Below are 23261 nucleotides of genomic sequence, written 5' to 3'. Positions count from 1 at the left end.
CCAGGAGGCGGCGGGTTATTCGGCCACGACGTAGGTGTAGAGGCGAACCCGACCCGCCTCGTCGAACTCACGATAGACGCCCTGAATCTCGACGTCGAAGCCGGGGAATTCGTTGAAGCTGCGCTCGAACATTTGCAAGTAATCGAGCATCGGCTTGGCCCGTTCGTTCAGCCGCTCGCCGGGAACAATCGTCGCGATCCCGGGCGGATAGACCACGAACGGCGTGGTGGCGATCCGGTCCGCGATCTGGCTGATCGGCAGATAATCGACATCGTTGCGCACCAGGCAGCGCGCGGCGTCGTGCGGCGACATTGCGATCTCGGGCAGATGCTCGGGCAGGAACTGCTTGGCCTGCAGCGCACTGACATCCGCATCGCGGAAGAACCGGTGCATCTGGCCGCACAGGTCGCGCAGCCGCACGCCAGCATAGCGCAACGGTCGCCGCCGGCAGAATTCCGGAATCACCTCTTCCAGAGGCGCATTGTCGTCGTGCAGCTTCTTGAACGCGACAAGGCCGCTGATCAGCGTGCCGGCCTTGCTCGCCTCGACGCCAGGCGTCAGCAGAAACAGCAGCGAGTTGAGATCGTTCTTCTCCGGCACGATCCGGTTCTCGCGCAGATATTGCGCCACCACCGGGGCCGGCACGCCGTGCTCGGCGTAGCGGCCGGTCGCCCGGTCGAAGCCGGGCGTCAGCAGCGTCAGCTTGTTCGGATCGGTCATGGCGAAGCCCGGCGCCATGTTGGCAAAGCCGTGCCAAGCCTCGCCCGGCGCGATCTGCCAGAATGCCGGGTTGGTCGCGAGCTGATCGGTGCTCACCGCTTCCCAGGCAACATCATGCACCGCGCCTTCGCGCGCGGCGTCCGCGATCGTCGCCCGATCTGGCACGAATGGATCGAAGAACCAGCGCCGCTCCGGCCTCGCCTCCTTCTCCTCGAACTCGCGCCGCACCGCGCGGATCTTCTTGCGCAGCTCGATGCCGAGCCGGATCGTATCGTCCCACAGCACTTCGCCGGAGCGTCCCTTCATCATCTGCGCGCCGACATCGAGCGAGGCGAACAGCGGATAGAACGGCGACGTCGAGGCATGCTGCATGAAGCTCTCGTTGAAACGCCGATGCTCGACCCGCCGCTTCTGGCCGCGGATGTGGCGATCCTTGATGTGGATCTGCGACGCCTGGGAGAAACTGGCGAGCTGCTTATGGGTCGACTGCGTCGCAATGATGCCGGGCGCATCGTCGCCGAGATTGGCCAGCCCCATCGCGAAGCGGCCGGCGTAAAGCGGATGAAACTTCATGAAGCCGGCCCAGGCTTCGTCGAACAGGATATAGTCGCACAGATGCCCGATGCGGCGCAGGATCATCTCGGCGCTGTGGATGGTGCCGTCGTAGGTGCACTGCTCGACTACCGCGACACGGAAGGGGCGCGGCTTGCGCCACGCCTCAGGATCCTTAACCAACGGATGGCTACGGATGCGCTCACGCAACGCCGTTTCATCCAGCGCATCCCATGCCATCGGTCCAATCAGCCCCCAGGCGTTGCGGACGGTCGGAATGTAGACCGGGATCCCGCCGCCCATCATCAGCGCACCGTGATGCGCCGCCTTGTGATTGTTGCGATCGAACAGGACGAGGTCGCCGTCGGTGACAAGCGCACCGAGCGCGACCTTATTGGATGTCGAGGTGCCGTTGAGCACGAAGTACGTCTTCTCGGCGCCGAAGATCTGCGCGGCTTCCTTCTGCGCGCGTAGCGCCGGCCCCTCGTGGGTGAGCAGATCGCCGAGGTCGAGCACCGAATTGTCGAGGTCGTCGCGAAACACCGCTTCGCCGAGGTGTTCGATGAACACCCGGCCGATCGGGCTGCGGCTGTAGAACATGCCGCCGTTGTGGCCGGGACAGGTCCAGAGCTGGTTGCCCTCCTCCGCATAGTCGACCAGCGCGCCGAAGAACGGGGTCTTCAGCGTGTCGGCATATTGCTTCAGCCGGCTGATCAGATTGCGCGCGATGAAGGTCGGCGTCTCTTCGGAAAGAAAGACGTAGCCGTCGATGAAATCCAGCACCTCGACCGGCACTTCCTCGAACCGCTTGCGGCGGATCAGCAGCACGATTGGAAAATCGAGACCGCGCCGGCGCATCAGGTTGATCAGCGCGGCGGTCTTGCCCTCGAGCCCCTTCTTGCCCCAATCCACCACCATACAGCCGATCGCCGCATCGGTCTGCACCGCGATCTCGGCATCCTCGAGCTTGCGCGCCTTGACGATCTCGAAGCCGGAGCGCTCGATCTCGGCGACGATCTGGTTGAACCGGATGCCCTCGAGATCATCCGCCTCGAAGGTGGGTGCCGAGAACAGAAAGGTGAAACGCCTGAAATAGTCCATGAGGGTACCCGCGTGAATCGCCGACACTCTCTCGCCGCGTTGTGTGACAGTGTGGTGACAGATGGCCGCGGTCAGCCGTTTCCATGGATGACGCGCGAGCGGCGGTGGCGGCAGACGGCGCAAAAATCTCAAGCGGTCCGGTGCTGCCACGCGCCGGTGACTGTTCGCAATGTACGCGAGCCGACGCTCCCCAGGGAGCGGGGGGCCGCCCCTCCCCGATCAAGCTCTAACCGCTGATACCCGTCTCTGCGGACCTGATTAATCGCGAGGCGGCGTCTGCCTGGACAATGCGATCGACAGGCGGACGGCATTGCTGCAAAGCTGCGGCCATCAGCCCACAGCCGAATGGAGCCGTAATGACGAATGACCGCCCTGCCGACCCCCGCACCAAATGGGCGCAACTTTCGCAAAGCGAGCGTGACGCGGCCTACGATAACAACAGCGCCGTCAAAAACAGCCCCGAGTTGATCGCCGAACGTAACTCCTCGTCCGCGCAGGCGCGCGCGACGTTGAAGTCGGTGCTCGACCTGCCCTACGGCCCACGTCCGAACAATAAGATCGACCTTTATCCCGCGGCCGAGCGCGACGCGCCCTGCCTCGTGTTCTGGCATGGCGGGTATTGGCAGAAGAATTCGCGCGAGCTGTTCGCCTTGATGGTCGAAGGCATTGCCGCGCACGGCTGGTCGATGGCGATTCCGGGCTACTCGCTGGCGCCCGACGTGTCGCTTACCACGATCGTCGACGAAAGCCGCGCTGCGCTCGACTGGCTCGCAGCGCACGGCCCCGAGCACGGCGTCGCCGGGCCGGTGGTTACGTCTGGTTGGTCTGCCGGCGGCCACTTGGTGGCGATGACGCTGGATCATCCGCTGGTCACAGCAGGCTTATCGATCTCTGGCGTGTTCGATCTTGGCCCGATCCGCGACACCGGGCTGAACAAGGCGCTGCAGCTCACCGACGAGGAGATCGCGAAGCTCTCCCCATCGCGGCTACCAGTGATCGACAAGCGGCTCGACCTCGCCTATGGCGCCAACGAATTGCCGGCGCTAGTGCTGGACTCGATGGACCTGCACGCGCGCCGTCAGGCTGCGAGTGCACCGGGGCGGCTGCTACCACTTCCCGGTCACGATCACTTCTCGATCCTGGCCGAACTGCGCCGTCCCGACGGCGCACTGGTCAAGGCGGCGCGAGACCTGATCGGCTAGGCTCGGCTATCGGAGAGACTTGAGCGCGGTGGCGTTGATGAACACCTCGCCGCGCTCGACCCGGACTGGATAGAGCCTTAGCGGCCGGCTCGGCCAGCCGTCCGAGATCGCTCCGTCAATCAGGCTGAAGGAGGCGTCGTGGCGCGGACAGGCTAGCCGCCCGTTGACCACGTGGCCGCATGCGAGATCGGCCTGCTCGTGCGGACAGGCCCGCTCGCACGCTGACACCATGCCGCCGGCCGAAATCAACGCGAGATCGACGCCGGCCACACGAACCGCCACGATGCCCTCGGCCGTCAGCCGCGGCAGGCTGCAGACCGGAAACCATTGGTCCTGTGACCGCGCAACGCCTCCGGTCCAATCCTCAGCCACCGAGATACGCCTTGCGGACGTGCGGATTGGCGATCAGCTCGGCGCCGGTGCCCGACAACACGATGCGGCCGCCTTCGAGCAAGTAAGCGTGGTCGCACATGTCGAGCGCCGCAAAGGCGTTCTGCTCGACCAGCAGCACCGTGGTGCCGGTGTCGCGGATGCGGCGGATGATCGCGAAGGTGCGCTCGACGATGTTCGGCGCCAGCCCGAGCGATGGCTCGTCGAACATCACCAGCCGCGGCCGGCTCATCAGCGCGCGGCCGATCGCCAGCATTTGCTGCTCGCCGCCGGACAGCGTGCCAGCGGCCTGTTTGCGGCGCTCGGCAAGTCGCGGAAACTCGCCATAGATCCGGTCGCGGTCGGCGGCCACCTCGGATCGATCGCTGCGCAAATAAGCGCCCATGTCGAGGTTCTCCTCGACCGTCATATGCGGAAATACGCGGCGGCCTTCCGGGCAATGCGCGATGCCGGATTTCAAAATGCGAGGCGGCTTTGCGCCGGTCAGCACCTCGTTGTCGAACCGCAGCGCGCCGGCGCGCAGCGGCACCAAGCCGGAGATCGCCCGCAGCGTCGTGCTCTTGCCGGCGCCATTGGCTCCAATCAACGCGACGAGCTGCCCGGCCTTCACCTCGAAGGTAATGCCCTGCAGCGCAGTGACGCCGCCATAGCCGCAGACGGCGTTGATGAGCTCAAGCATGCTTCACCCCCTGGCCGAGATAAGCTTCGATCACCGCCGGATCGTTGCGGATCACGTCCGGCGTTCCTTCGGCGATGATGCGGCCGTAGTTCAGCACCACGATCCGATCCGACACGCTCATCACCATCGGCATGTCATGCTCCACGAGAAGAATGGTGATGCCGCGATCGCGGATCTTGCGGATCAGCTGGACGAACGTATGCGTCTCCGATGCGTTCATGCCTGAAACCGGCTCGTCGAGCAGCAGCATCGACGGCTCGGCGGCCAGCGCAAGCGCCACGCCGACCAGGCGTTGCTCGCCGTATGACAGCGAGCCGGCAAGATCATGCGCACGGCGGCCGAGGCCGACCCACTCGACCAGCTCGGCCGCCTTCTCTTTCAGCTCCGCCTCCAGCCGCCGCACCCGCGGCAGCCCGAGCACCGACGGCAGCACGCCGACCCGGCCGCGGCGATGCAGCCCAATCAGGACGTTGTCGTAGACGGTGTCGTTGGGAAACACGCTGGTGCGCTGGAATGTGCGGATCAGACCGAGATCGGCAATCGCCTGCGGCTTCATCCCGCGCAGTGACTGGCCGCGATAGGTGACGTCGCCATGTGTCGGCGTCAGGAAGCCGGTGACGACGTTGAATGCCGTGGTCTTGCCGGCGCCGTTCGGGCCGATCAAGCTGACGATCTCGCCCTCACCCACCGAGAACGTCATGTCGGAGATCGCGACGAGGCCGCCGAAATGCATCGCGACTTTGTCGACGCTCAGCGCAGTCCGTATCGCGGGCTGCTTCAAGGCTGCAGAGACTGTCATCATGCGCCCTCCTCAACGCCGCGCTTTGCGAAGCTCGGCGTTGCCACCGGTTTCATCCGCGGGAGCCACTGCACCAGCGCCGGCACGATGCCGCGCGGCATGATGAACAGGATGACGATCAGCGCGCTGCCATAGGCGATCCACTGCGCCTCCGGCGCCATCACCGGCCGAAGCGCCACCGGCATCAGGCCGAAGATCAGCCCACCGACCACCGGCCCGGCGAGCGTGCCCTTGCCGCCGGTGATCACCATGATCACCATCGTCACCGTGTTGATGAAGGCGAAAACTTCAGGATCGATGATCTTGATATAGTGCGCGTACAAGCTGCCGGCGCCGCCGCAAATGCCGGCCGAAACCACAGCCGCCAGCGTCAATGTTTTGGTGACATCGATGCCGATCGACACCGCCAGCGTCTCATTCTCCATCAGCCCGCGCATCGCCCGGCCGACATGGGAGCGTACCAGCCGCGCAATCAACAGATAACAAGCCACGGCAACGCCGAGCACCAGGTAATAGTTGTGCAACTTGGTGCGGAAGACGAATTCGCCGAGCCCGGGGAAGCTCACCTGCATCGGCGGGATGCTGGTCAGCGCCAACGGCCCCTGCGTCAGCTCGACCCAATTCAACGCCACCAATCGCACCACCTCGGCGAACGAGATGGTGACGATGACGAAATAGGCGCCGCGCACCCGGAACGACAGCCGCCCGACCAGATAGCCGCACAGCGCCGACACCAGCACGGCGACCGCGAAGCCGGCCAGCGGCTGCCACGGCTCGTGTACGACGTGCAACCCGAACGGCAGGCTGACGCTGAAGCCGAGCGAGGTCAACGCGCTGACATAGCCGCCGATGCCGAAGAAGGCGATGTGGCCGAGGCTGAGCTGGCCGGTGAAGCCGAGCAGCAGATTGAGGCTCATCGCGCCGATCACGAAGATCCCGGTGGTGATCAGCGCGTTGAGCAGATACGGATCGCTCAGCCATAGCGGAACGGCGGCGAGCGCGGCGACAATGATGATCGACAGCAACAGTTTCATCCGACGCGCTCCGCACGAGGAAACAGCCCGGTCGGGCGGAAGATCAGCACGGCGATGATGATCAGGAAGCCCATCGCGTCGCGATAGCCGGACGAGATGTAGCCGGCGCCCAACTCTTCGGCGAGCGCCAGGATGAAGCCGCCGATCACCGCGCCGGTGATGTTGCCGAGACCGCCGAGAATGACGATGGCGAACGCCTTGACGGCGGCGAGATCGCCCATCGCCGGATAGACCACGTAGACCGGACCGAGCAGCGCGCCGGCCGCGGCGGCAAGGCTTGAGCCCATTGCGAAGGTCGAGGTGTAGATCAGGTTGACGTTAACGCCCATCAGCGCCGCCGTGTCCTGATCCTGGAAGGTCGCGCGCATCGCGCTGCCGAGCCGGGTGCGGTTGATCAGCACGTAAGTCAGCACGATCAACGCGCCGGCAGCGAGCAGCACGAACAGCCGCAGCCACGACACCGAGATCGGGCCGATCTCGAGCGGCGCGTCTGGAAACGGCGTCGGCACAGATTTGGCGACGCCGCCCCACACCCACAGGGTCGCCGACTGCATCGCGATCCAGGCGCCGATCATCACCAGCATGGTGGTGTCGATGTCGGAGCCGCGCAGCGGTCGCAGCAGCGTCAATTCCACCAGCGCGCCGAGCGCCCAGCCGGCGGCAATCGCCAGCGGCAACGCGACGAAGAAGTTCAGTTCGAACTTCTGCACCACGATGAACATCACATAGGCACCAAAAGTGTAGAGAATGCCGTGGGTGAAATTCACGACATTCATGATGCCGAAGATCAACGTGAGGCCGATGCCGAGTAGCGCATAGGTGCCGCCGAGCACGAGCGTGTTGATGAGATGCTGGAGTAATTCGCCCAAGGTCGATCCTCACCTGCCGGGGAAGGACGAGGCGCGGGGCGCGCCTCGCCAGTGGTCGTGTCGCGCGATCAGAGGTCCTTCATCCCGACTTTGCCGTCGGTGATCTCGATCAGGTACACGTTGGGCTGGCTCTGGCCGCTCTCCTTGCCGGCGGGGCCGGACTTTTGGAACACGATGTCGCCGTTGAGGCCCTTCAGCTTGATGTCCCACAGCGCGGCCTTGATCGCGGCCGGCTCGGTCTTGCCGGCCTTCTCGATCGCGGCCGCCGCGGTGCGGATGCCGTCATAGCCGCGGAAGCTCTCGGTGCAGCCGGCGAAATCGAAGCCGCGCTTCTTCCACTCGGAGACGAAGTACGTGGTCGCTTCCGGGTTCGGCGTCTTGTCCGGGAACCACGGCAGAAAGGTCGTCAGATGCATGGTGCCGTTGGCGGCGGCACCGGCCTGGGCGATGATCTGGTCGGGGTTCTGCGAACCGCCGGTGGTGATAATCCGCTTCTTCAGGCCGAGCGCGGCGGCCTGCTTGAACAGCAGCGTGAGCTGATCGACCGCCGCGGTGACGATGATGGTCTCGGAGTCCGAGCCCTTCAGCTTGGAGAGCTGCGCGCTCATGTCCTGGGCGCCCTGGTCCATGGTCTCGACCAGGCCGACGCCGATGCCCTTCTCCTTCATCATCTTGCCGAAGTCCTCGGCGGCGCCGCGGCCCCAATCGTTGTTGATGACCAGGAAGTCGACCTTCTTTAGGCCGAGCTTGTCGATGATCTTGGCGAACGCGGCGGCCTCGATCGCCGACGGCGGCGAAATGCGGAAGATGTAGGGATTACCCGTGGTGGTGATCTTGCCGGACGACGAGGTCTCGACCACCATCGGCACTTCGTATTCCATCAGCTTGGGCATCACCGCCAGCGTCAGGCTGGAGCCCCAGGCGCCCATCATCACCGGCGTCTTGTCGCGGGTGATCAGCTTCTCGGCGACCGCAGCCGCCTCGGTCGGGTTGCTCTTGTTGTCCTCGATCACCAGCTCGATCTGCTTGCCGAGCACGCCGCCCTTGGCGTTGATCTCGTCCGCCGCAATCTTCGCGCCGTTGACGACGTAAGTGCCGGACGCCGCGAAGGCACCGGTCAGCGGTTCGTTGACGCCGATCTTGATCGTCTCGGCCGAGGCCGTTCCCATCAGGAGCGCAGTGGCCGCCGCGATGAGAGAAGCAGTCCGCAGGGTTCGCATCATCCTCGTTTCTCCGTGATCGTTTTGTTTGGTTGATCGGACGCCGCCCCCGGCGCCCGTCGCAAGTCGCCTTCGCCCACCGCTACCGGCGGGTCGTCCCTCCCAGCCAGCGCGGCAGCCGCGCCCTTATCAGGCCGAGCAGCAGCGCCAGCCCGTTGAGATGTTGAGCAGCTTGAGCAGGACCGACGGTCTCACCGGACAGCTTGCGTTCGAGATTGGCTGCGAACTGATCGACCAGACGTCGGGCGAGATCGCGCACCAGGCCGCTGCGTCCGACCTGCGCCAGCAGACCGGTGAGCGTGTAGCCGATCGTCAGGTCGACCCGCGTCGCGCGTCCCTCATCCCGCGGCGTCAGCCGGTAGCGGATTTCACCCTGGGTCGACGACCGGCTGCGGCGATCATTGCCGGTGCCGATGATCCGGCCTGAGAGGCCGTCGTCGGCACGCTCGATCCGGGCGACGCCCGCGAATTGCGCCGCGATCGGCCCGACCTGCACGCGGATCTCGCCTTCGATGCGATTGGGATCGGCGGCGTTGGTCAGAGCGACGCCGGGCAGGCAGGCAGCGACCGCGGCGACATCTGCGAACAGCGCAGCGACGTTCGCGGGCGCATGCTGCACCTCGAACGCCTGCTCGATCGTGGCGGCCGGCGTGAAGTCCGCAATCGCAGCAGTCGCCAGAGACGCCGTGACGCTCGCCGCCGCAAACGTCGATGCCACCTCGAGATCGTCTTTGGCCGTGCCATGTCCCGATCCGGCCGGCCCCAGTGTCGTACGGCCCCCACCGACGACGGGCTGAATGCCGCGCGCACGGCGGGCTGCAATCACCGACATCACCGCACGGACGATGCCGACGTAGCCGGTGCAACGGCAGAGATTGCCGCTCATGCCGATGCGGATGGCCTGCTCGTCGGCATCGGGCAACCGCAGCACCAGATCGCGTGCCGACACCAACATGCCGGGGGTGCAGTAGCCGCATTGCAGCGCGTGCTCGCGCGTGAAGGCGGCGCGCAGCTCGGTCGCGATCTCGTCTTCGTCGAGTCCTTCGATGGTAGTGACAGCAGCGCCCTCGCAAGCGGCTGCGAAGGTGATGCACGACCTCGCCGGAACGCCGTCGATCAGCACGGTGCAGGCGCCGCAGACGCCGTGCTCGCAACCGAGATGAGTACCGGTGAGATCGAGATGATCGCGCACGACATCGGCCAAGCTTGTGCGGGGCTCAGGGCGCAGATCGACGGCGCGGCGGTTGATAGTCAGGGCAAGCGTGCTCATGCGGCCTCCTGCAGGGCGCGCTTCAGCACGGTGAGATGAATGTGGCGATGCACCGCGTCGGTGACGCCGGCGTCGCTCAGCAATCGGTCGGCTACGCGGAGATCGAACCGCGTCTTGTAGTCGGCGCCGATGCGGCCGCCGAACAGCTCCGCAGGCTCTGCGATCATGATCGGCGCGGCATCGAGCGCACCGATCACGATCCGCGCGCTCCCCGCGTCGGGATCGATCAACACCGCGCATTGGCCGTGGGCGAATTCACCGGTCTTGCGGCAGGTCTTGAGGTAGGCCCACTGCGCGGTTGGCGGCCGCTTCGGAATGTGGATCGCGGCGACCAGCTCGCCGGGCTGCAAGCAGCTCTGCAGCGCGCCGACGATGAATTCGGACAATGACACCTGTCGGCTTGCGGATGCGCTGCGCAGCGTCACGCGTGCGCCGAGTGCGATCAGCACCGACACCCAGTCGGCAGCCGGGTCGGCATGGCTCAGCGAACCACCGATCGTGCCGCGATTGCGCACCGCGCGATAGGCGATATTGGCCGCGACGCTCCGCATCGCGCCGGCGCTGATGTCCGGCACGCGGCCGTCTTCGATATCGGCGTGGGTGACGCAGGCGCCGAGCACAAGCTCGTCGCCGCTGATCTCGGCCTGCTTCAGCTCGTCGATCGCGGTGATGTCGACGATCTGCTCAGGCTGCGCCAGCCGCAGGTTCAGCATCGGCCCCAGCGATTGGCCGCCGGCCATCACCTTGGCGCCGGCGTTGCTGGCAAGCAACGCCAATGCAGAGGTGAGATCGCGCGGGCGGTCGTAATCGAACGGCGCGGGCTTCATGCGGCCGCCCTCCCCGTTTCCTGCGCCGCGATCACCGCTTCGACCACACGATGCGGCGTGATCGGAGAGCGCATCAGTTCAGCGCCATAGGGACGCAGCGCGTCGTTGACGGCGTTGGCGATCGCGGCCGGCGGCGCAATCGCACCGCCCTCGCCGATGCCCTTGACGCCGAACCGCGTATAGGGCGCCGGCGTCTCCATGTGATCGAGCCGCGGCGCCGGCACCTCCGTCGGCCCCGGCAGCAGATAGTCGGCGAATGTCGTCGCCAGCGGCTGTCCCGCCCCGTCGAACGGCATCTCTTCATAGAGCGCGGTGCCAATGCCCTGGGCGAGGCCGCCAAAAATCTGGCCGTCGACCACCATCGGATTGATCAGCACGCCGCCGTCTTCGACGATCACGTAGTCGAGAATTTCGACCGCGCCGAGATCGGGATCCACCGCGACGACCGCCGCATGCGCGGCGTAGCTGAAGGTGCCGCTATCGCGCTGCGGCTTGTAGCCGGAGGTGACGTCGAGCCCTCCGGGATCGACATCCTTCGGCAGATCCTGCGGGCGGCGATACCAGGTGTGGGCGATCTCACGCAGCGTGACGCTGCCGTTCGGGCCGCGAACTTCGGCGTCGATCAGTTCGACGTCGGCGACGTCCTGCTGCAGCAGCTTGGCGCCGATCCGTTTGATCCGGTCGCCGAGATCGCCGCAGGCGGTCGCCACTGCGCCGCCGGCCATCACGGCGCAGCGCGAGCCCCATGTGCCGGTCGAATACGGCGTCATTGCCGTATCGCCGAGGATGATCCGCACCTTGCCGACATCGATGCCGAGCATCTCGTGGGCGACCTGCGCCAGCGTGGTTTCCATGCTCTGGCCGTGCGAATGCACGCCGACGCGCAGCTCGAGCCCGCCATCCGGAGTCAGCCGCGCCGTTGCCTGCTCATGGCCCGGCACCATCGGGATGCCCCAGCCGGAATACACCGACGTGCCGTGCGCAGCCTGCTCGCAATAGATCGACACGCCGAGCCCGATGCGGCGGCCGTCCGGCTCGCCGCGGCGCTGCCGCGCGCGCAGGGCCTCGACATCGATGGCCTCCAGAGCCCGCCGCATCGCTTCTGGATAGTCGCCGCTGTCGAAATGCTTGTTGGTGATGTTGTCGAACGGCATCTGCTCGGGCTGCACCAGATTGCGCAGCCGCACTTCGCTCGGCTCCAACCCTGTTTCAGCCGCGACGAGGTCGAGCATCAATTCCAGCGCGAAGCACACGCCGGTGCGCGCGACGCCGCGATACGGCAGGATCGGGCATTTGTTGGTCGCGACCGAAAAGGTGCGGCAGCGATAGGCCGGCATCACGTATGGGCCGGGCAGAATGCTGGCGACCTGCGCGGCCTCGAGGCATGCGGAGAACGGATAGGACGAGTATGCGCCGGAATCGACCGTCGCTTCGCAATCGATCCCGCGCAGTTTGCCGTCGCGATCGGCATAGAGCGTGATCTTGTAGTGATGCTCGCGGCAGTTGGCGCTGGCGGTGAGATGTTCGCGACGATCCTCGATCCAGCGCACCGGATGGCCGAGCCGCATCGTCAGCCACGACAGACAGACTTCCTCGGGCAGCAGAATGCCCTTGTGGCCAAAGCCGCCGCCGACATCCGGCGAGATCACACGGATGCGGCCCTGATCCATGCCGAGGCATTCGGCGAGGCCGTTGCGGTTGATATGCGGCATCTGCGCAGAGGTCGTAACGACGAGCTGATCGAGCCGGTGATCGAAGCTGGCGACCACTCCGCGGCCTTCCAGCGGCGCCATGCACTGCCGCGCCGTGGTGATCTCGCGCGACACCTTGATCGGAGCGTCGAGCGCCGCCGAGATATCGACTTCGAAATTGGTTTCGAGGAAGACGTTGTCGCCCCAATGCTCATGCACGAGCGGCGCATCCGGCGCGCGCGCCTGCCGCATGTCATGCACCGCTGGCAACTCTTCGAGATCGAGCACCACGGCGGCGGCGATATCCTCGGCCTCGGCACGCGTCGGCGCGACACACATCGCGATCAGTTCGCCGACCTGCCGGACCTTGTCGGTTGCCAGCACCGGCTGCTCCGAGATCTTGAAGCCCGGCAGTCCCGACACCGCACGTATCGGATTGACGCCGACGAGATCCGCGGCGGTGAACACACGGTCGCTATACGCTTCCGGCACATGAATGCCGCGGATCCGGGCATGCGCCAGCGGACTACGCACGAAGGCGACGTCCTGCATCCCGGCAAGCCGGATGTCGGCCACGTACTGCCCACGACCGCGCATCAGGCGGTCGTCCTCCTTGCGCGGCAGGCGTGCGCCGACCCCCTGCCCGCTTGCCTGATGCTGGTCGATCCGTCCGTGCACTGCCGATCCCTCCTCAGGCTGCAACGGCTTCGGGCAAGATTGCGGCGTCGGCGTCGTAGCGGACGCCGGCGCGCAGGCAGAACGCCGGCTGCAGCAGGCTGTCCGCGATCACTTCGGTATTCTCGTTGTCGCGCAGCACGAAGCGGCCGGCGCGCTGCGTCAGCACCGACACGTCCGCATCCATGCCGACCTTGAGAGCGCCGATCTCGTCCGAACGCGCGATCATCTTGGCGGGATTGGCGGTGACCATCGGCACCACCTGTTCGAGCGAAAGGCCGAGCGCCATCATCGAACTCATCGCCTGCACCAGGCTGAACTTGGCCTGCCCGGCGAACGGATGGTTCTCCTCGTCCTCGTGCTGATCGGGCGTGCCAGCCGGCGCCGGCACATGGGTGTTGTAGCCGTGGATGTCGGCGCCGAGCGTGGTCGGCACAATGCCGGCCGCGATCGCCTTCTTGGCGAGCCGATAGGAGAAGTGGCTGCCGTGGCCGACATCGACCTTCAGACCGCGATCGAGCGCCGCCTGGATCACAGGATGCACCACGCCTTCGCGATTGATGAAGCCGCCAGGGTGGCGCGTGAACGGATGCGCCAGCACGTCGCCTTCCTTCAGCAGCGGAATGACGCGCGTCAGGATCGTATCGGCGTCCTCGCCATTGGCGCCGCTCTCCGGCAGCCCCCAAAGCTGACCGAAATGCACATACACCGGCAGCTCGGCGCGGCGGCCGATCTCCGCCGCCATCTCGATCACGCGAATGCCCCAGCGCGCGAAGCCGCCAATTTCCGCATGGGCCTTGATGCCGCGCACGATGTCCGGATTGGCGCGCGCCGCCTTCACGGTGGCGTCGATGTCGACACCGTCCGGGCTATACAGCTGCGGGTAGTAATGACCTTCCAGGCCGCCGACCAGATACGCCGACAGGAACGCATAGACCCGCGACTTCGCCGGCTCGGCGATGAAGTGGCGGAAGCCCGGCAGCGTCATGCAGGACGGACCGCCCTGATCGATCAGCGCCGTGACGCCCGACCGCACGCCAACCATGTCCGGATTCATCCCGAAGCGGCCGGATACATACTGATAGATGTGCGCGTGCGTATCGATCAGCCCAGGCAGCACCAGCTGACCGGCGACGTCCACCACCTCCTTGGCGCTCGACGGCAGAATGTCCTTCTGCACGGCGGCGATCTTGCCGCCCCTCACCGCGACATCCATCACGCCATCGATGCCGGACGCCGGGCAGATCACGCGCCCGCCGCGCAACAGAAGATCAAAGCTGGCACTCACCGACATCGAACTGCTCTCCACGAACCTGACCAAAATTACGAAGCATGCTTCGCATTTGCATCTAGCAAGGCTTATGCCAAAGTCTAAGAGACCAAGGACGTAGAGAATCGCGTTACTGATTTTCGCTGTGCGGCGCCGGCCGTTCAGCTTGCAGAGATGGAGAGAAACGCTTGCGGCAGAAGCATTTCCGCGCGGTCGAGGCGACGCACGAACCTTGGCCCTTGGCCCAGCGTCCCGGCTTTCTGATCCGGCGCTTGCACCAGATCCATGTGGCGCTGTTTCAGCAGGCATGTGCTGAATTTGAAGTCACACCGCTGCAATACAGCCTGCTGTCTGCGCTCGCGGCTCGCAAAACCGCCGATCAAACAACGCTCGCGGCAGACATTGCGCTCGACCGCACCACGACCACCGGCGCACTCAAACGCCTCGAAGCGCGCCATCTGGTCGAGCGGCCGGTCAACGCCGAAGACCGCCGCGCCCGCTTGTGCCGCCTCACCAAAGCCGGCGCTCATCTCCTGGCTAAGATCGAAGGCGCCGCCCGCTCCGCCCATGAAGCGACGCTGCATGGCCTGTCAGCACGCGAGCGAACCCAGTTCGTCGCAATGATGCAGCGCATCGTCGCGCAGAACGCCAACCAGGACACCGAAGCGCCCTCGCTCGAATGACCACTGCTGGTTCCTTACTCGCAAGATGTCCACACGTTGATCATTGGTCTCAAATCAACGCTGAGATCGAGAGGCGCGCACCTTCTGGAACGGAACTAATTTGCGGATCGCGCAACGTCGAGCAGCTTGCTGATCACCGCACTGGCAAGAATTTGATCTGCAATGTGTGAGTTTTGGCGAACGAGAGTCGCGATCGTTTGTTCGCGGACCAAGACAGACGATGTGGCCGCTGTGAGGATCAATCGTACGCGTTGCTAAACAGCAGGATCAGCGCGAATTGCGACGCACGGAGATGAAGCCAAGACGCTCGCGCGCCTGCATAGGTTTGGTCAGGAAACACAAAGCCGTCGTGCATCTGCACGTCGGTCGTGTTTTAACACCATTCAACATATGATGAGGTTGAAGTGGTGGGCGCACTAGGGCTCGAACCTAGGACCCGCTGATTAAGAGTTAACCACTACATGAGACTTTTCAATAACTTATAACGTTTCTCTGCGCCGTTTTTAGCCGAGTTTTTCCGTTTGTCAGATGCCCTAATGCTGCGGCGGGAGCCCTCCGCCGCTGAAGTAGGACACCAGCTTGATGATGGCGGCGCCGACCGCGCCACCGCCGACTGTCCACCCTCCCCGGACCAGCCAGAGCGCTCCGATCGAGCGCTGGTGCTTCTGCTCGTGCGTCTCGACCAACGGGACGATGCGCTGCAACTCGCGCTCGATGCCGTCGATCTTGTTCAATCGAGCGTACATTTCCCGCCGCCGTTCATCCGCTGTCTCCAGCGATTTGGCGATGTGGATGCACTGCGCCTGAACGCCGCCGAGCTGCTGCCGCAACTCTCCGAGGGTCGAGATGATTTCGAGTTGCAGTGAAACGGCAGGAGGCGCATCGACAGTCATCGTTCACTTCCCAGGCGGCTTGAGCCCCGTCAGATTGACCTTACCCGGGCCGCTGTTCAGCACCACGGGGCCGAGCCCGCACAGGCCGGCAACCAGCAGATAGGCCCAGTCGATCGTCGCGCCGGACGACGGCCAGGAGCCGCCGAAGGCCCGGATATAGGCCGAGATGCCGACTTGAGCCCACAGCAGCACGCCGAGCTGAGACAGCACCACGGCCGACCAGACGACGCGCACCATGCGGGAATTCTTGGCGAGATCGGTGAAGCTGGCGAAGGTCTTCGCCAGCGCATCGGACTGCGCTTTCATCACCTCGGCGAACGCCTCGATCAACGCCTGCTCGACACGCGCGTTCAGCTCGGCCAGCGTGATCTGTTTGTTGGCGTACGCAGTGAAGGCGTCCGCCGCCTTACCGATGATCAGCGGCGCCAGCGCGGTGACAAGCGCCAGCATGTCAGCCCCGCACGATCGAGCGCATCCGCGCCCAGAAGGTCAGCACGCCGATCGCGATCATTGCGTAGCCGAGCAGCTTCGGATTGCCGCCGAGCGCGTCGTTGATCTGCTGTTTGACCTGCGGATCGCCTAGCAGGAGCGCGAGCGCGTCGAGCTGCGACGTCACGAAGCCGATCGCCCACAGCGCATAGGACAGCGCCACGGTCACCGAATTGTAGGCGACCGCCGCGGCCTTCTGCCAGAAGGTGTCGGCGTCAGCGTAAAACTCGGCAAAGCGCGGCGTCGCGCGCAGGATCGGCCGAACCACCAGATAGACGCCGACCGCGAACACCACGACCGACAAGACCCAAGACACCGCAATCCACATAGTCGCCTCCTGTTGGCCGCGCTCAGGCGGCGGGCTTCGAATGTTTGCGGGCGAGCCAGACGCCCAGTGCGACCAGGCCGCAGCCGGCGACCGCGATGAACAGCATGGTCCACTGCTGCCAGCCCCAGCCCTGCTGCACGCCGACAGCGACGGCCGATGCACTGGAGCCGACCGAAGCAACCGCCACGGCCTTGGCGGGCGTGACCGCCGGCACAGGCTCCGGAATCACGCCCGCTTGATCGTTGACGATCGCCAGGCGCTGGAAGATCGGCTCGTTGCCGGCCATCCGCGCGCGGCGGTCGGCCATGCCGTTCGTGCCGCCGTTCCAGGCGTAAACGCAGCCCGCGAAGTCGCCGGCATCAGCGAACCGGTTCAGGCCCTTCCACTGCCAGAACGCCGCACAGATCTCCGGCTGAAGGTCGAGGGTGGAGGCGAGCGGCGGATTGTCGAGCGCCGGGATCGACGTCAGACGCTGCAGCGCCGCGTAGCCATCACGGCCGGTCCACTGCGGGCCGCCGCGGCCGATATAGGTCGAGCCGTCCGACGTCCCCGGCCGGTTGCCCATGCGGCTGCCATAGATGTCGTCGAACGCCTTGCGCTGCCAGCCCGGCTCGCTGCCGTACTTGGCAACGACCTTGCTCGGGTCGGGGATCAGCTTTCCGTTGCCATCGCGCCCCTTGTTGAAGCGGTTCGGCCACACCGCCGCCATCCGGTCGGCGGTATAGTTGATGTTCTCGGTCAGGTTGGCGATGGTGAAACCGTCGCACTCGTGCTCGATGTTCGCGCAGAAGTAAGCGAGGCGCTGACGGGTGGCGGTGATGCCGACGCGGTCGAGCACAGCCTGCTTGGCCGCGAACGCGTCGATCACCGCCTGCGGCGCACGCGGGAAGATCGCGTGCCAGTCTTTCGCCGTGAGTTTGATCCGAGCCATGAGCGACACCCTCTGCAATTGTTGCGCGAGGATGCGCCAGGTTTCGATCCGTCAACCGCGGGGGACGATAACAACGCCTAAGCTGACGAGGTCTTCGACAGTCAGCCCGGCCGCGGCGAGCTTCTCTGCGGGCGTCAGCGGCGCCCCGACTGCACCGGACAAGAACTCTTGGACCGCCGATTTGGAGGGCGCAGCGCCGACATAATCGACAAAGACGACAACACCGCCATCCAATGTGTATGGCCCAGACCTCACCGCATCCGGGTGCTGATCAGTAGCAGGAAACGGCGGGGCCTCATCTCGGTACACACATCTGATCACCGTCACGTCGCGATCTCCCTCACAATCAAGTAACTGTTGCTTGTCCCTCCGAGCTTCGCTCCAGAAGACTGGCCGTTGAACGTAACCGTCGACGCAAAATGCGACCCAGCACGCCCCTTCAATGTCGTTGGGGACGCGGTCTTTGCCAAGAAACAAGCCCGAATATGCATTCGAACGGGAGCATTTGCTGTAACGTTATCGACTTCCGATGCGGCCAGCGCATTCGTAATGCTGTCTTGAAATAGGGCCATCACGACGTTGTTTACCGTGCTACTCGATAGCGCCATTCCCATCTCGACATCGAGCAGATGAGCTGCTGATGTTGGGACGACGGTCTTAGCGAGGTACTGGTCTCCTTCCGTGATCTGCGGCGTCGACGTTGTATAGGACATCTGGGTTGCGGCGTACGCCAACCCAGAGGCCACTTGCGCCGCATAAGAAACCGTAGATCCTGGCAACGGCACGTCGGCCGCGAACAGCCGGACGCGCCCCGGGCTGATCCACGTCCCGACAGCCGCAAGCCCGGCTTCCCACGTCAGATAGCCGAGCGTGACAAACGCCTTCGAGGTGACGGCTGCCCCGGTGTAGAAGGTTTGCGCGCTGTCGGCCGCCCCGGCGCCACCCTCCGCGGTCGACGACGCGGTGTCCCATGCCGACAACGCGTAGATGTCGACTCCGTTCAGGCAGTTGATGACGCCAAGCCGGAAAGTGCCGCCATCATTGAAGCCGACGACCCACACCTTGACCGGCGTCGACGTCGCCACGACGCCGAGCGATGATCCCGACGATACGGACAACGACGTCGCGGCCGTCAACGAAAGAACGGTTAACGCTCCATCCGCGGCCGTCGCGCTGCGGAAAATGATGTGCACAGGATCGGCAGACGTCGGGTCGCCGCCGGCCATCGTCTTGATCGCGATCGTCAGCGTGCCGGCCGACGCCGTTGCTACGAGCACCCCGTTGACCATCGACATCCCAAGCGCACTGGCCGACAAGGTCTGCGCGGTGACGGCGCCGGCACTGACCGCGCTACCCGCTGTTTGCGAAAGCAGCTTCCATCTGCCATCAGTCGCATCATAGCGGATGGTCGCCGATTGCCTGCCCTGCAGAGTGATGTCGGATGCGAAGTCGAAGCGGTTCACGGCCAGCGAGTTCGTATCACCAGCCTTCAGGACGATCGGGTTTGTGCCGACATTGACGATCACCTTGACCACGCCGTCGCGGGCGTCAGCGATCCCTGTGATGTTGCGGCTCGCGTCGCTCGTCAGCCGCAGCGTCGTTGCCAACGCAATGTTGGAGGGCGCGTAGTCGTTCTGGTTGGCGGTCAATTGCGCCGGCGAAATAGTGCCGGTCAGCAGCAGCTCCTCGGTGATGTAGGCCAACTTCTCATTGCCGCCGGCGCGCATCCAGCGACCATCGGCAACCGAATATTGCAGCTCGACAGAGCCTCGCGGCCGCAGCACCAGGTCGCGCTCGAACAGAAACCGATTAGAAGCCAGCGATGCGGTCGACGTCGTCGAAAGCGTGATGTCGAACGACCCGCGATTGCGGATGGTCAGACGTCGCCCGGCAGCGCCGCCAGCGAGACCTGTGATCGTGCGCTTGGCGTCGGAGGTCAGATCCAGCAGCTCGGCAATCGCCAGATCGGTTGGGCTGTAATCGTTCTGGTCGCCGGCGATCTGCGGCGGCGAAACCACATAGGCATAGCCCCAGCGCTTCTGCAGATATCCGCCCTGCGTCGCACCGTCGCCGATACGCAACGCCTTCAAGGTCTGATCGAACGGGTACTCGCCTTCGAGCGGCGTTCCGGCTTCAAGGACGGCTCGCGTGTTGCGGATGTGCTGTCGTCGCGTCGCCATCAAAACACCCCATCGTCGATTGTTCCGGTTTCGGCGGTGCCGAAAATGCCGTCATCTGGATTGTTGAACGCCGACATCACGACGGCCGCGTAAGCCGACGCCTTCTGCGCCCAATGCAGCGCCGAGTAGCTGGCGCCCTGCACCGGCGTATTTTCAGCGGTCTCCGCCCACGCCTGCGCCTTGTCTCGCGCCGTCTCTGCGCCGGCCTTGAAGCTGCCTGCATCAGCCGACGAGGCGAGCGCTGCGGCGGCCGAGGCGGCGCATTGCGTGACGTAGTTCTGCAGATTGATGATGCCGGTAATCGTCAGAACCCACAGCTTCGTCGCCACGTCGCTGTCGTCGACGGGGTCGCGCGCCTTGATACGGCGCGGCAGGAAGGACACCACGTCGTTCGACGCGAAATAAGGGAGAGTTGCGCGATTGATCCGACCCTTAAGCTCCGCCGCCAGCATGGTCAGACGGTCGAACAGGCGCGTGAAAACCGAAGGATCAAAGCTCGCGAGGTTGACAAAATCGACGCCCTGCACCGCCATGCTGTCACGCTCGATCGTCAGGACGATCGGCGCATCTGCAGATGCCGACGGCAGCGCGATCGGCCGCACGGTCACCGCATTCGTGCCGGTCGCAAGGTCGACGCCGTAGTGAACGCCGCGCGTCAGCGGCACCGGCAGGCCGTCGGCATCGAGCCACGCGACCTTGACGAAATCCCGATCGTCCGCCGAGAAGCCGGCCGCGAACGACGTCTCGGCGCCGGTCCACTGGCGTTCGGCATAGCAGGCTTCGGTCGCGACGGTCATGGACGGCCCCGGTGTGGTCAGCCATCGGACCATAGGGCGCAGGTGCCCGCGTCAACCGGCCCGAAGGGCGAACAGGGCAGAAGGTCGAGGAGAGCTACTGCGGCCCGAGCACGGCCGCCGGGTTCGGAGCGCGGTCCGGGGCGGTCTCGCCCGGCCGGAACCAATAGCGCTGGCCGTATTCCTTGATCATCCGCTGTTCACGCCGGGCGAAGCCTTCGGCGTAGGTCGGGTCAATCGCGCGATGGATCTGGTCGAAGATCAGCCGATCGGTCGCCAGCCGCGAAAACCACAGGTTCGAACCGGGCGTGATGTGCTTCACCAGCTCGATACCCTTGCCGATCGCGCCCGGCTTGCCCTGAGCGACCGCCGAGGCGAATTTCGCGGTGTCGTCGACCAGGCCGCCGACCGGCCCGGAAAACTTGCCGATGACGCTGCGGTCGGCCGCCGCGACCGTGCCGCCGATCAGATCGCCATAGTAGCCGAGACCGCCGCCCTGCGTGGCCGCCTGCCACCAGAACTTCGGATTGCTCATGTCGATCGGGTCCTTGCCCTGCAGCCCCTGCCGGGCCTGCACGATCGCGGCGCCGGCGAGGATGTGAGACAGGTAGAACAGCGCGTTGTTCATCGCCCGATTGCCGGCGACGCCGTCGCGGATCGCCAGCGCGTGCATATGCGTCGCGATCATCGTCATGCTGAAGCTCTGGAACATCGTCGCGGTGCGGGCGACTTCGCCGAGGAAGGTTCCGCCCTGCGAGCCCATGGTGGTGATGTTGCGCACGCGCGCGTCAGGCTCCAGCACCGCAAGCGCCCGCTCCTGCAGCACGCCCTCGTAGAGCTTGCGCACCGTCTCGTCCGTCTCCGCGCGCGAACTGTCGAAGAACTTGGCGCCCTGAAACTCGGTCGGCGGCAGCGCGCGCAGTTTGTCCCATTCGGCGGTCGAAATCCGGTAGCGATCGAGGAACGCCCGCAGCGGATCGTCGAGCTGCGCCATCGACCGATCGGCGTTGCGGGCGATATAGCCGAGCATTTCCATCGTGAAGGCTTTTTTGACGCCCTCGGTCCAGGCTTGCAGGCCAGACGAGCGGATCACGAAATCCGTCGTCTTCTTGATCAGCTCCGGCGTGAACATCTGATCGGCGTAGCGCAGCGTCGACACCGCATGATCGCTGACGGCGTGGCCGGTCACCAGCAGCCGCGCCGCGTCCTCCTGCATCTTTGCATTTTCCGCAAAGATGGTCTGAACCGCGCGCGCCAGCACCGCACCGCCATCCATGCCGTTGTAACGCGCGGCGAGCAGCGTCGTGACGCTGTCGCCGATCGTCGCCGGCACCACGGCGGAGCCGAGCGAGGAAGCAGCCAGCAGCGAGCGAGCCGAGCCGAGGATGCCGCCCCACATCGCATTGTCGACGCCGTTGGCGCGCCCGCTCAGCACCGCATAGGTGCGGTCGATCGCGCCCGCACTCTCGAGCCCCAGCATCCGGGCCGGGCGAAACTTGCCTTGGCCTTGCTTGCCGAGCGCCTCCCATTGCCGCGCGTTCTTGGCCAGCATCGCGGCCGTGGCTGCATGGTTCGGGCCGAGCACGTCTGCAAGGCCGATCTCGCGCGCCATCGCGCCGATATGCCCGGTCAGCGTCGCGAACAGATCGCGGCCGGCGCCGTATTTCTCCTGCAGCGCCATATAGGCGTCGAATCCGGCGCGGCCTTCGGCAAAGTGGAAGGTGCGCGTTTCCTTCGAGAACGCCGGCGCGGCGCCGGCCTCGGTGATGATGTCGCGCGACGCCTTGTCCACCAGCGCGCGGATGCGGTCCGGCGCGCTGGCAAAAACCATCCGTTCTTTGTCGAACACCTGCAGGCCGCCGCTGTCGACGGCGTTGAGGATATCGCGCTGGAATTCTTCGCCCATGCCGAAGCGCCGGACACGATCGGCCGACCAGAATTGCGGCAGCCGCCAGTTCTCGTTCTCCTCGAAGATCTTCCCGGCCGCCTGCACGGTCTTGGCGCCCCACTCGGTCGCGTTGCGCCATCCCTCCGCAGCCGCCTTGGCGATGACGTCTCCACTGTCGACGCCGAACAGCTCGGCCACCATGTTGCGGACGCCGGCGGTGTTCTGCTTCAGCCCGGCGAACTGCGACTTATAAGCCTCGATCCCCGCATTGAACTTCGAGAACAGCACCTCGCGCGCCCATTGCGCGCGGGTGTCGACGTTCATTCCGCCTTGCCGGTAGATGTCCCGCGTCAGCACCGCCATCCCGCCGGCGGCGGGACCGAACGGATGCGCCTGCGCCTCCTGCTCGGCCGCGGTCTGCCGCTGCACCTGCATGGCGACCTGGTGCTTTTTCTGGCGCGACGCCGCCTGCATGGTCCGCGCCGTCTCCAGCGCCGCCGCGGCATCGGCCTGCGCCGCCGGCATATCGAGCGAGAACTTGTTCTGATATCGGCGCCACAATGCATCGGCCGCGTCCGCCTGCGCGCGCGTGATCCGCTTCTGCGTTACCATCTTGTCGAGGCATGATTTAACGCTCATGATCTTCCGCGCGCCTTTTTAATCGCCTCTAGAACAATTAGTTGAATTCGCGCAGTTCGCATCACGGGGTTGGCGATGTCGCGCAGAGCTTCAATGTTCTTCGCAGCATCGAGCGCTATTTGATCGAGTTTATTCAT

21 protein-coding genes are annotated in these 23261 nt (G+C 65.1%); 2 read left to right on the top strand and 19 right to left on the bottom strand.

What is annotated here, in order from left to right; genetic code table 11:
* Nucleotides 1-15: 15 nt before the first annotated feature.
* Nucleotides 16-2373, bottom strand: coding sequence for an Orn/Lys/Arg decarboxylase N-terminal domain-containing protein (locus VRZ08_RS05690; RefSeq protein ID WP_414531896.1), 2358 nt, complete (start codon nucleotides 2371-2373; stop codon nucleotides 16-18).
* A gap of 356 nt (nucleotides 2374-2729) precedes the next feature.
* Here VRZ08_RS05690 and VRZ08_RS05685 point away from each other — a divergent pair, with 356 nt between their 5' ends.
* Complete coding sequence (locus tag VRZ08_RS05685; protein WP_414531895.1) at nucleotides 2730-3575, top strand: alpha/beta hydrolase; 846 nt, start codon at nucleotides 2730-2732, stop codon at nucleotides 3573-3575.
* A 6-nt stretch (nucleotides 3576-3581) separates the two neighbouring features.
* Here VRZ08_RS05685 and VRZ08_RS05680 read toward each other — a convergent pair whose 3' ends face one another.
* From VRZ08_RS05680 to VRZ08_RS05635, 10 genes are all read right to left on the bottom strand, one after another.
* Nucleotides 3582-3947 (bottom strand): Rieske (2Fe-2S) protein, encoded by a 366-nt coding sequence (locus VRZ08_RS05680; protein ID WP_414531894.1) that lies wholly within the window; start codon nucleotides 3945-3947, stop codon nucleotides 3582-3584.
* Nucleotides 3940-4644 carry an ABC transporter ATP-binding protein gene (locus VRZ08_RS05675; protein WP_107356194.1) on the bottom strand — a complete coding sequence of 235 codons (705 nt, stop codon included), beginning with the start codon at nucleotides 4642-4644 and terminating at the stop codon, nucleotides 3940-3942. Before VRZ08_RS05675 ends, VRZ08_RS05680 begins: the two co-directional genes overlap by 8 nt.
* Nucleotides 4637-5443 (bottom strand): ABC transporter ATP-binding protein, encoded by an 807-nt coding sequence (locus VRZ08_RS05670; protein ID WP_264076324.1) that lies wholly within the window; start codon nucleotides 5441-5443, stop codon nucleotides 4637-4639. Before VRZ08_RS05670 ends, VRZ08_RS05675 begins: the two co-directional genes overlap by 8 nt.
* A complete protein-coding gene (locus VRZ08_RS05665) occupies nucleotides 5443-6477 on the bottom strand; it encodes a branched-chain amino acid ABC transporter permease (protein ID WP_414531893.1) in 1035 nt (344 codons plus the stop codon). Before VRZ08_RS05665 ends, VRZ08_RS05670 begins: the two co-directional genes overlap by 1 nt.
* Nucleotides 6474-7346, bottom strand: a complete 873-nt coding sequence (locus VRZ08_RS05660) for a branched-chain amino acid ABC transporter permease (RefSeq protein WP_264055153.1) — start codon at nucleotides 7344-7346, stop codon at nucleotides 6474-6476. The genes VRZ08_RS05665 and VRZ08_RS05660 overlap by 4 nt, the downstream gene beginning before the upstream one ends.
* A gap of 68 nt (nucleotides 7347-7414) precedes the next feature.
* On the bottom strand, nucleotides 7415-8569 hold the full coding sequence (locus tag VRZ08_RS05655) for an ABC transporter substrate-binding protein (protein ID WP_414531892.1): 1155 nt from the start codon (nucleotides 8567-8569) through the stop codon (nucleotides 7415-7417).
* A 79-nt stretch (nucleotides 8570-8648) separates the two neighbouring features.
* Nucleotides 8649-9836: a xanthine dehydrogenase family Fe-S subunit gene (locus VRZ08_RS05650; RefSeq protein WP_414531891.1), complete on the bottom strand. Its 1188-nt coding sequence runs from the start codon at nucleotides 9834-9836 to the stop codon at nucleotides 8649-8651.
* Entirely contained in the window at nucleotides 9833-10663 is an 831-nt protein-coding gene (locus tag VRZ08_RS05645) for an FAD binding domain-containing protein (protein ID WP_414531890.1), read from the bottom strand. Before VRZ08_RS05645 ends, VRZ08_RS05650 begins: the two co-directional genes overlap by 4 nt.
* Complete coding sequence (locus VRZ08_RS05640) at nucleotides 10660-12951, bottom strand: xanthine dehydrogenase family protein molybdopterin-binding subunit (protein WP_414532179.1); 2292 nt, start codon at nucleotides 12949-12951, stop codon at nucleotides 10660-10662. Before VRZ08_RS05640 ends, VRZ08_RS05645 begins: the two co-directional genes overlap by 4 nt.
* Before the next feature lie 94 nt (nucleotides 12952-13045).
* The gene (locus VRZ08_RS05635) at nucleotides 13046-14323 is read right to left on the bottom strand and encodes an amidohydrolase/deacetylase family metallohydrolase (RefSeq protein ID WP_414531889.1); all 1278 of its coding nucleotides are present in this window, start codon (nucleotides 14321-14323) and stop codon (nucleotides 13046-13048) included.
* 263 nt (nucleotides 14324-14586) lie between these two features.
* On the opposite strand from VRZ08_RS05635, the gene VRZ08_RS05630 reads away from it, so the two are divergent.
* Nucleotides 14587-14982, top strand: a complete 396-nt coding sequence (locus VRZ08_RS05630; RefSeq protein WP_349626992.1) for a MarR family winged helix-turn-helix transcriptional regulator — start codon at nucleotides 14587-14589, stop codon at nucleotides 14980-14982.
* 533 nt (nucleotides 14983-15515) lie between these two features.
* Here the strand turns inward: VRZ08_RS05630 and VRZ08_RS05625 are convergent.
* The 8 genes from VRZ08_RS05625 to VRZ08_RS05590 form a co-directional block, all read right to left on the bottom strand.
* Nucleotides 15516-15875 (bottom strand): hypothetical protein, encoded by a 360-nt coding sequence (locus VRZ08_RS05625; protein WP_414531888.1) that lies wholly within the window; start codon nucleotides 15873-15875, stop codon nucleotides 15516-15518.
* A gap of 3 nt (nucleotides 15876-15878) precedes the next feature.
* Nucleotides 15879-16325 (bottom strand): hypothetical protein, encoded by a 447-nt coding sequence (locus tag VRZ08_RS05620; RefSeq protein WP_414531887.1) that lies wholly within the window; start codon nucleotides 16323-16325, stop codon nucleotides 15879-15881.
* A gap of 1 nt (nucleotide 16326) precedes the next feature.
* Nucleotides 16327-16680, bottom strand: coding sequence for a hypothetical protein (locus tag VRZ08_RS05615; protein WP_414531886.1), 354 nt, complete (start codon nucleotides 16678-16680; stop codon nucleotides 16327-16329).
* A gap of 34 nt (nucleotides 16681-16714) precedes the next feature.
* Complete coding sequence (locus VRZ08_RS05610; protein WP_414531885.1) at nucleotides 16715-17623, bottom strand: glycoside hydrolase family 19 protein; 909 nt, start codon at nucleotides 17621-17623, stop codon at nucleotides 16715-16717.
* Nucleotides 17624-17946: 323 nt separating this feature from the next.
* A complete protein-coding gene (locus VRZ08_RS05605) occupies nucleotides 17947-19803 on the bottom strand; it encodes a hypothetical protein (protein WP_414531884.1) in 1857 nt (618 codons plus the stop codon).
* Entirely contained in the window at nucleotides 19803-20600 is a 798-nt protein-coding gene (locus tag VRZ08_RS05600) for a hypothetical protein (protein ID WP_414531883.1), read from the bottom strand. The genes VRZ08_RS05605 and VRZ08_RS05600 overlap by 1 nt, the downstream gene beginning before the upstream one ends.
* A 94-nt stretch (nucleotides 20601-20694) precedes the next feature.
* Nucleotides 20695-23124, bottom strand: coding sequence for a hypothetical protein (locus VRZ08_RS05595; RefSeq protein ID WP_414531882.1), 2430 nt, complete (start codon nucleotides 23122-23124; stop codon nucleotides 20695-20697).
* Nucleotides 23121-23261 carry a hypothetical protein gene (locus tag VRZ08_RS05590; protein WP_414531881.1) on the bottom strand — a complete coding sequence of 47 codons (141 nt, stop codon included), beginning with the start codon at nucleotides 23259-23261 and terminating at the stop codon, nucleotides 23121-23123. Before VRZ08_RS05590 ends, VRZ08_RS05595 begins: the two co-directional genes overlap by 4 nt.

The sequence above is a fragment of the Rhodopseudomonas sp. G2_2311 genome (assembly GCF_047501505.1).
GTDB classification, from domain to species: domain Bacteria; phylum Pseudomonadota; class Alphaproteobacteria; order Rhizobiales; family Xanthobacteraceae; genus Rhodopseudomonas; species Rhodopseudomonas palustris_H.
This window is presented reverse-complemented; position numbering and strand designations above follow the sequence as displayed.

Coding starts and splice junctions, on each gene's coding strand:
- VRZ08_RS05690 (WP_414531896.1), bottom strand. CDS start 2,373: ATGGACTATTTCAGGCGTTTCACCTTTCTGTTCTCGGCACCCACCTTC.
- VRZ08_RS05685 (WP_414531895.1), top strand. CDS start 2,730: ATGACGAATGACCGCCCTGCCGACCCCCGCACCAAATGGGCGCAACTT.
- VRZ08_RS05675 (WP_107356194.1), bottom strand. CDS start 4,644: ATGCTTGAGCTCATCAACGCCGTCTGCGGCTATGGCGGCGTCACTGCG.
- VRZ08_RS05670 (WP_264076324.1), bottom strand. CDS start 5,443: ATGACAGTCTCTGCAGCCTTGAAGCAGCCCGCGATACGGACTGCGCTG.
- VRZ08_RS05665 (WP_414531893.1), bottom strand. CDS start 6,477: ATGAAACTGTTGCTGTCGATCATCATTGTCGCCGCGCTCGCCGCCGTT.
- VRZ08_RS05655 (WP_414531892.1), bottom strand. CDS start 8,569: ATGATGCGAACCCTGCGGACTGCTTCTCTCATCGCGGCGGCCACTGCG.
- VRZ08_RS05650 (WP_414531891.1), bottom strand. CDS start 9,836: ATGAGCACGCTTGCCCTGACTATCAACCGCCGCGCCGTCGATCTGCGC.
- VRZ08_RS05645 (WP_414531890.1), bottom strand. CDS start 10,663: ATGAAGCCCGCGCCGTTCGATTACGACCGCCCGCGCGATCTCACCTCT.
- VRZ08_RS05640 (WP_414532179.1), bottom strand. CDS start 12,951: ATGCGCGGTCGTGGGCAGTACGTGGCCGACATCCGGCTTGCCGGGATG.
- VRZ08_RS05635 (WP_414531889.1), bottom strand. CDS start 14,323: ATGTCGGTGAGTGCCAGCTTTGATCTTCTGTTGCGCGGCGGGCGCGTG.
- VRZ08_RS05625 (WP_414531888.1), bottom strand. CDS start 15,875: ATGACTGTCGATGCGCCTCCTGCCGTTTCACTGCAACTCGAAATCATC.
- VRZ08_RS05620 (WP_414531887.1), bottom strand. CDS start 16,325: ATGCTGGCGCTTGTCACCGCGCTGGCGCCGCTGATCATCGGTAAGGCG.
- VRZ08_RS05610 (WP_414531885.1), bottom strand. CDS start 17,623: ATGGCTCGGATCAAACTCACGGCGAAAGACTGGCACGCGATCTTCCCG.
- VRZ08_RS05605 (WP_414531884.1), bottom strand. CDS start 19,803: ATGGCGACGCGACGACAGCACATCCGCAACACGCGAGCCGTCCTTGAA.
- VRZ08_RS05600 (WP_414531883.1), bottom strand. CDS start 20,600: ATGACCGTCGCGACCGAAGCCTGCTATGCCGAACGCCAGTGGACCGGC.
- VRZ08_RS05595 (WP_414531882.1), bottom strand. CDS start 23,124: ATGAGCGTTAAATCATGCCTCGACAAGATGGTAACGCAGAAGCGGATC.
- VRZ08_RS05590 (WP_414531881.1), bottom strand. CDS start 23,261: ATGAATAAACTCGATCAAATAGCGCTCGATGCTGCGAAGAACATTGAA.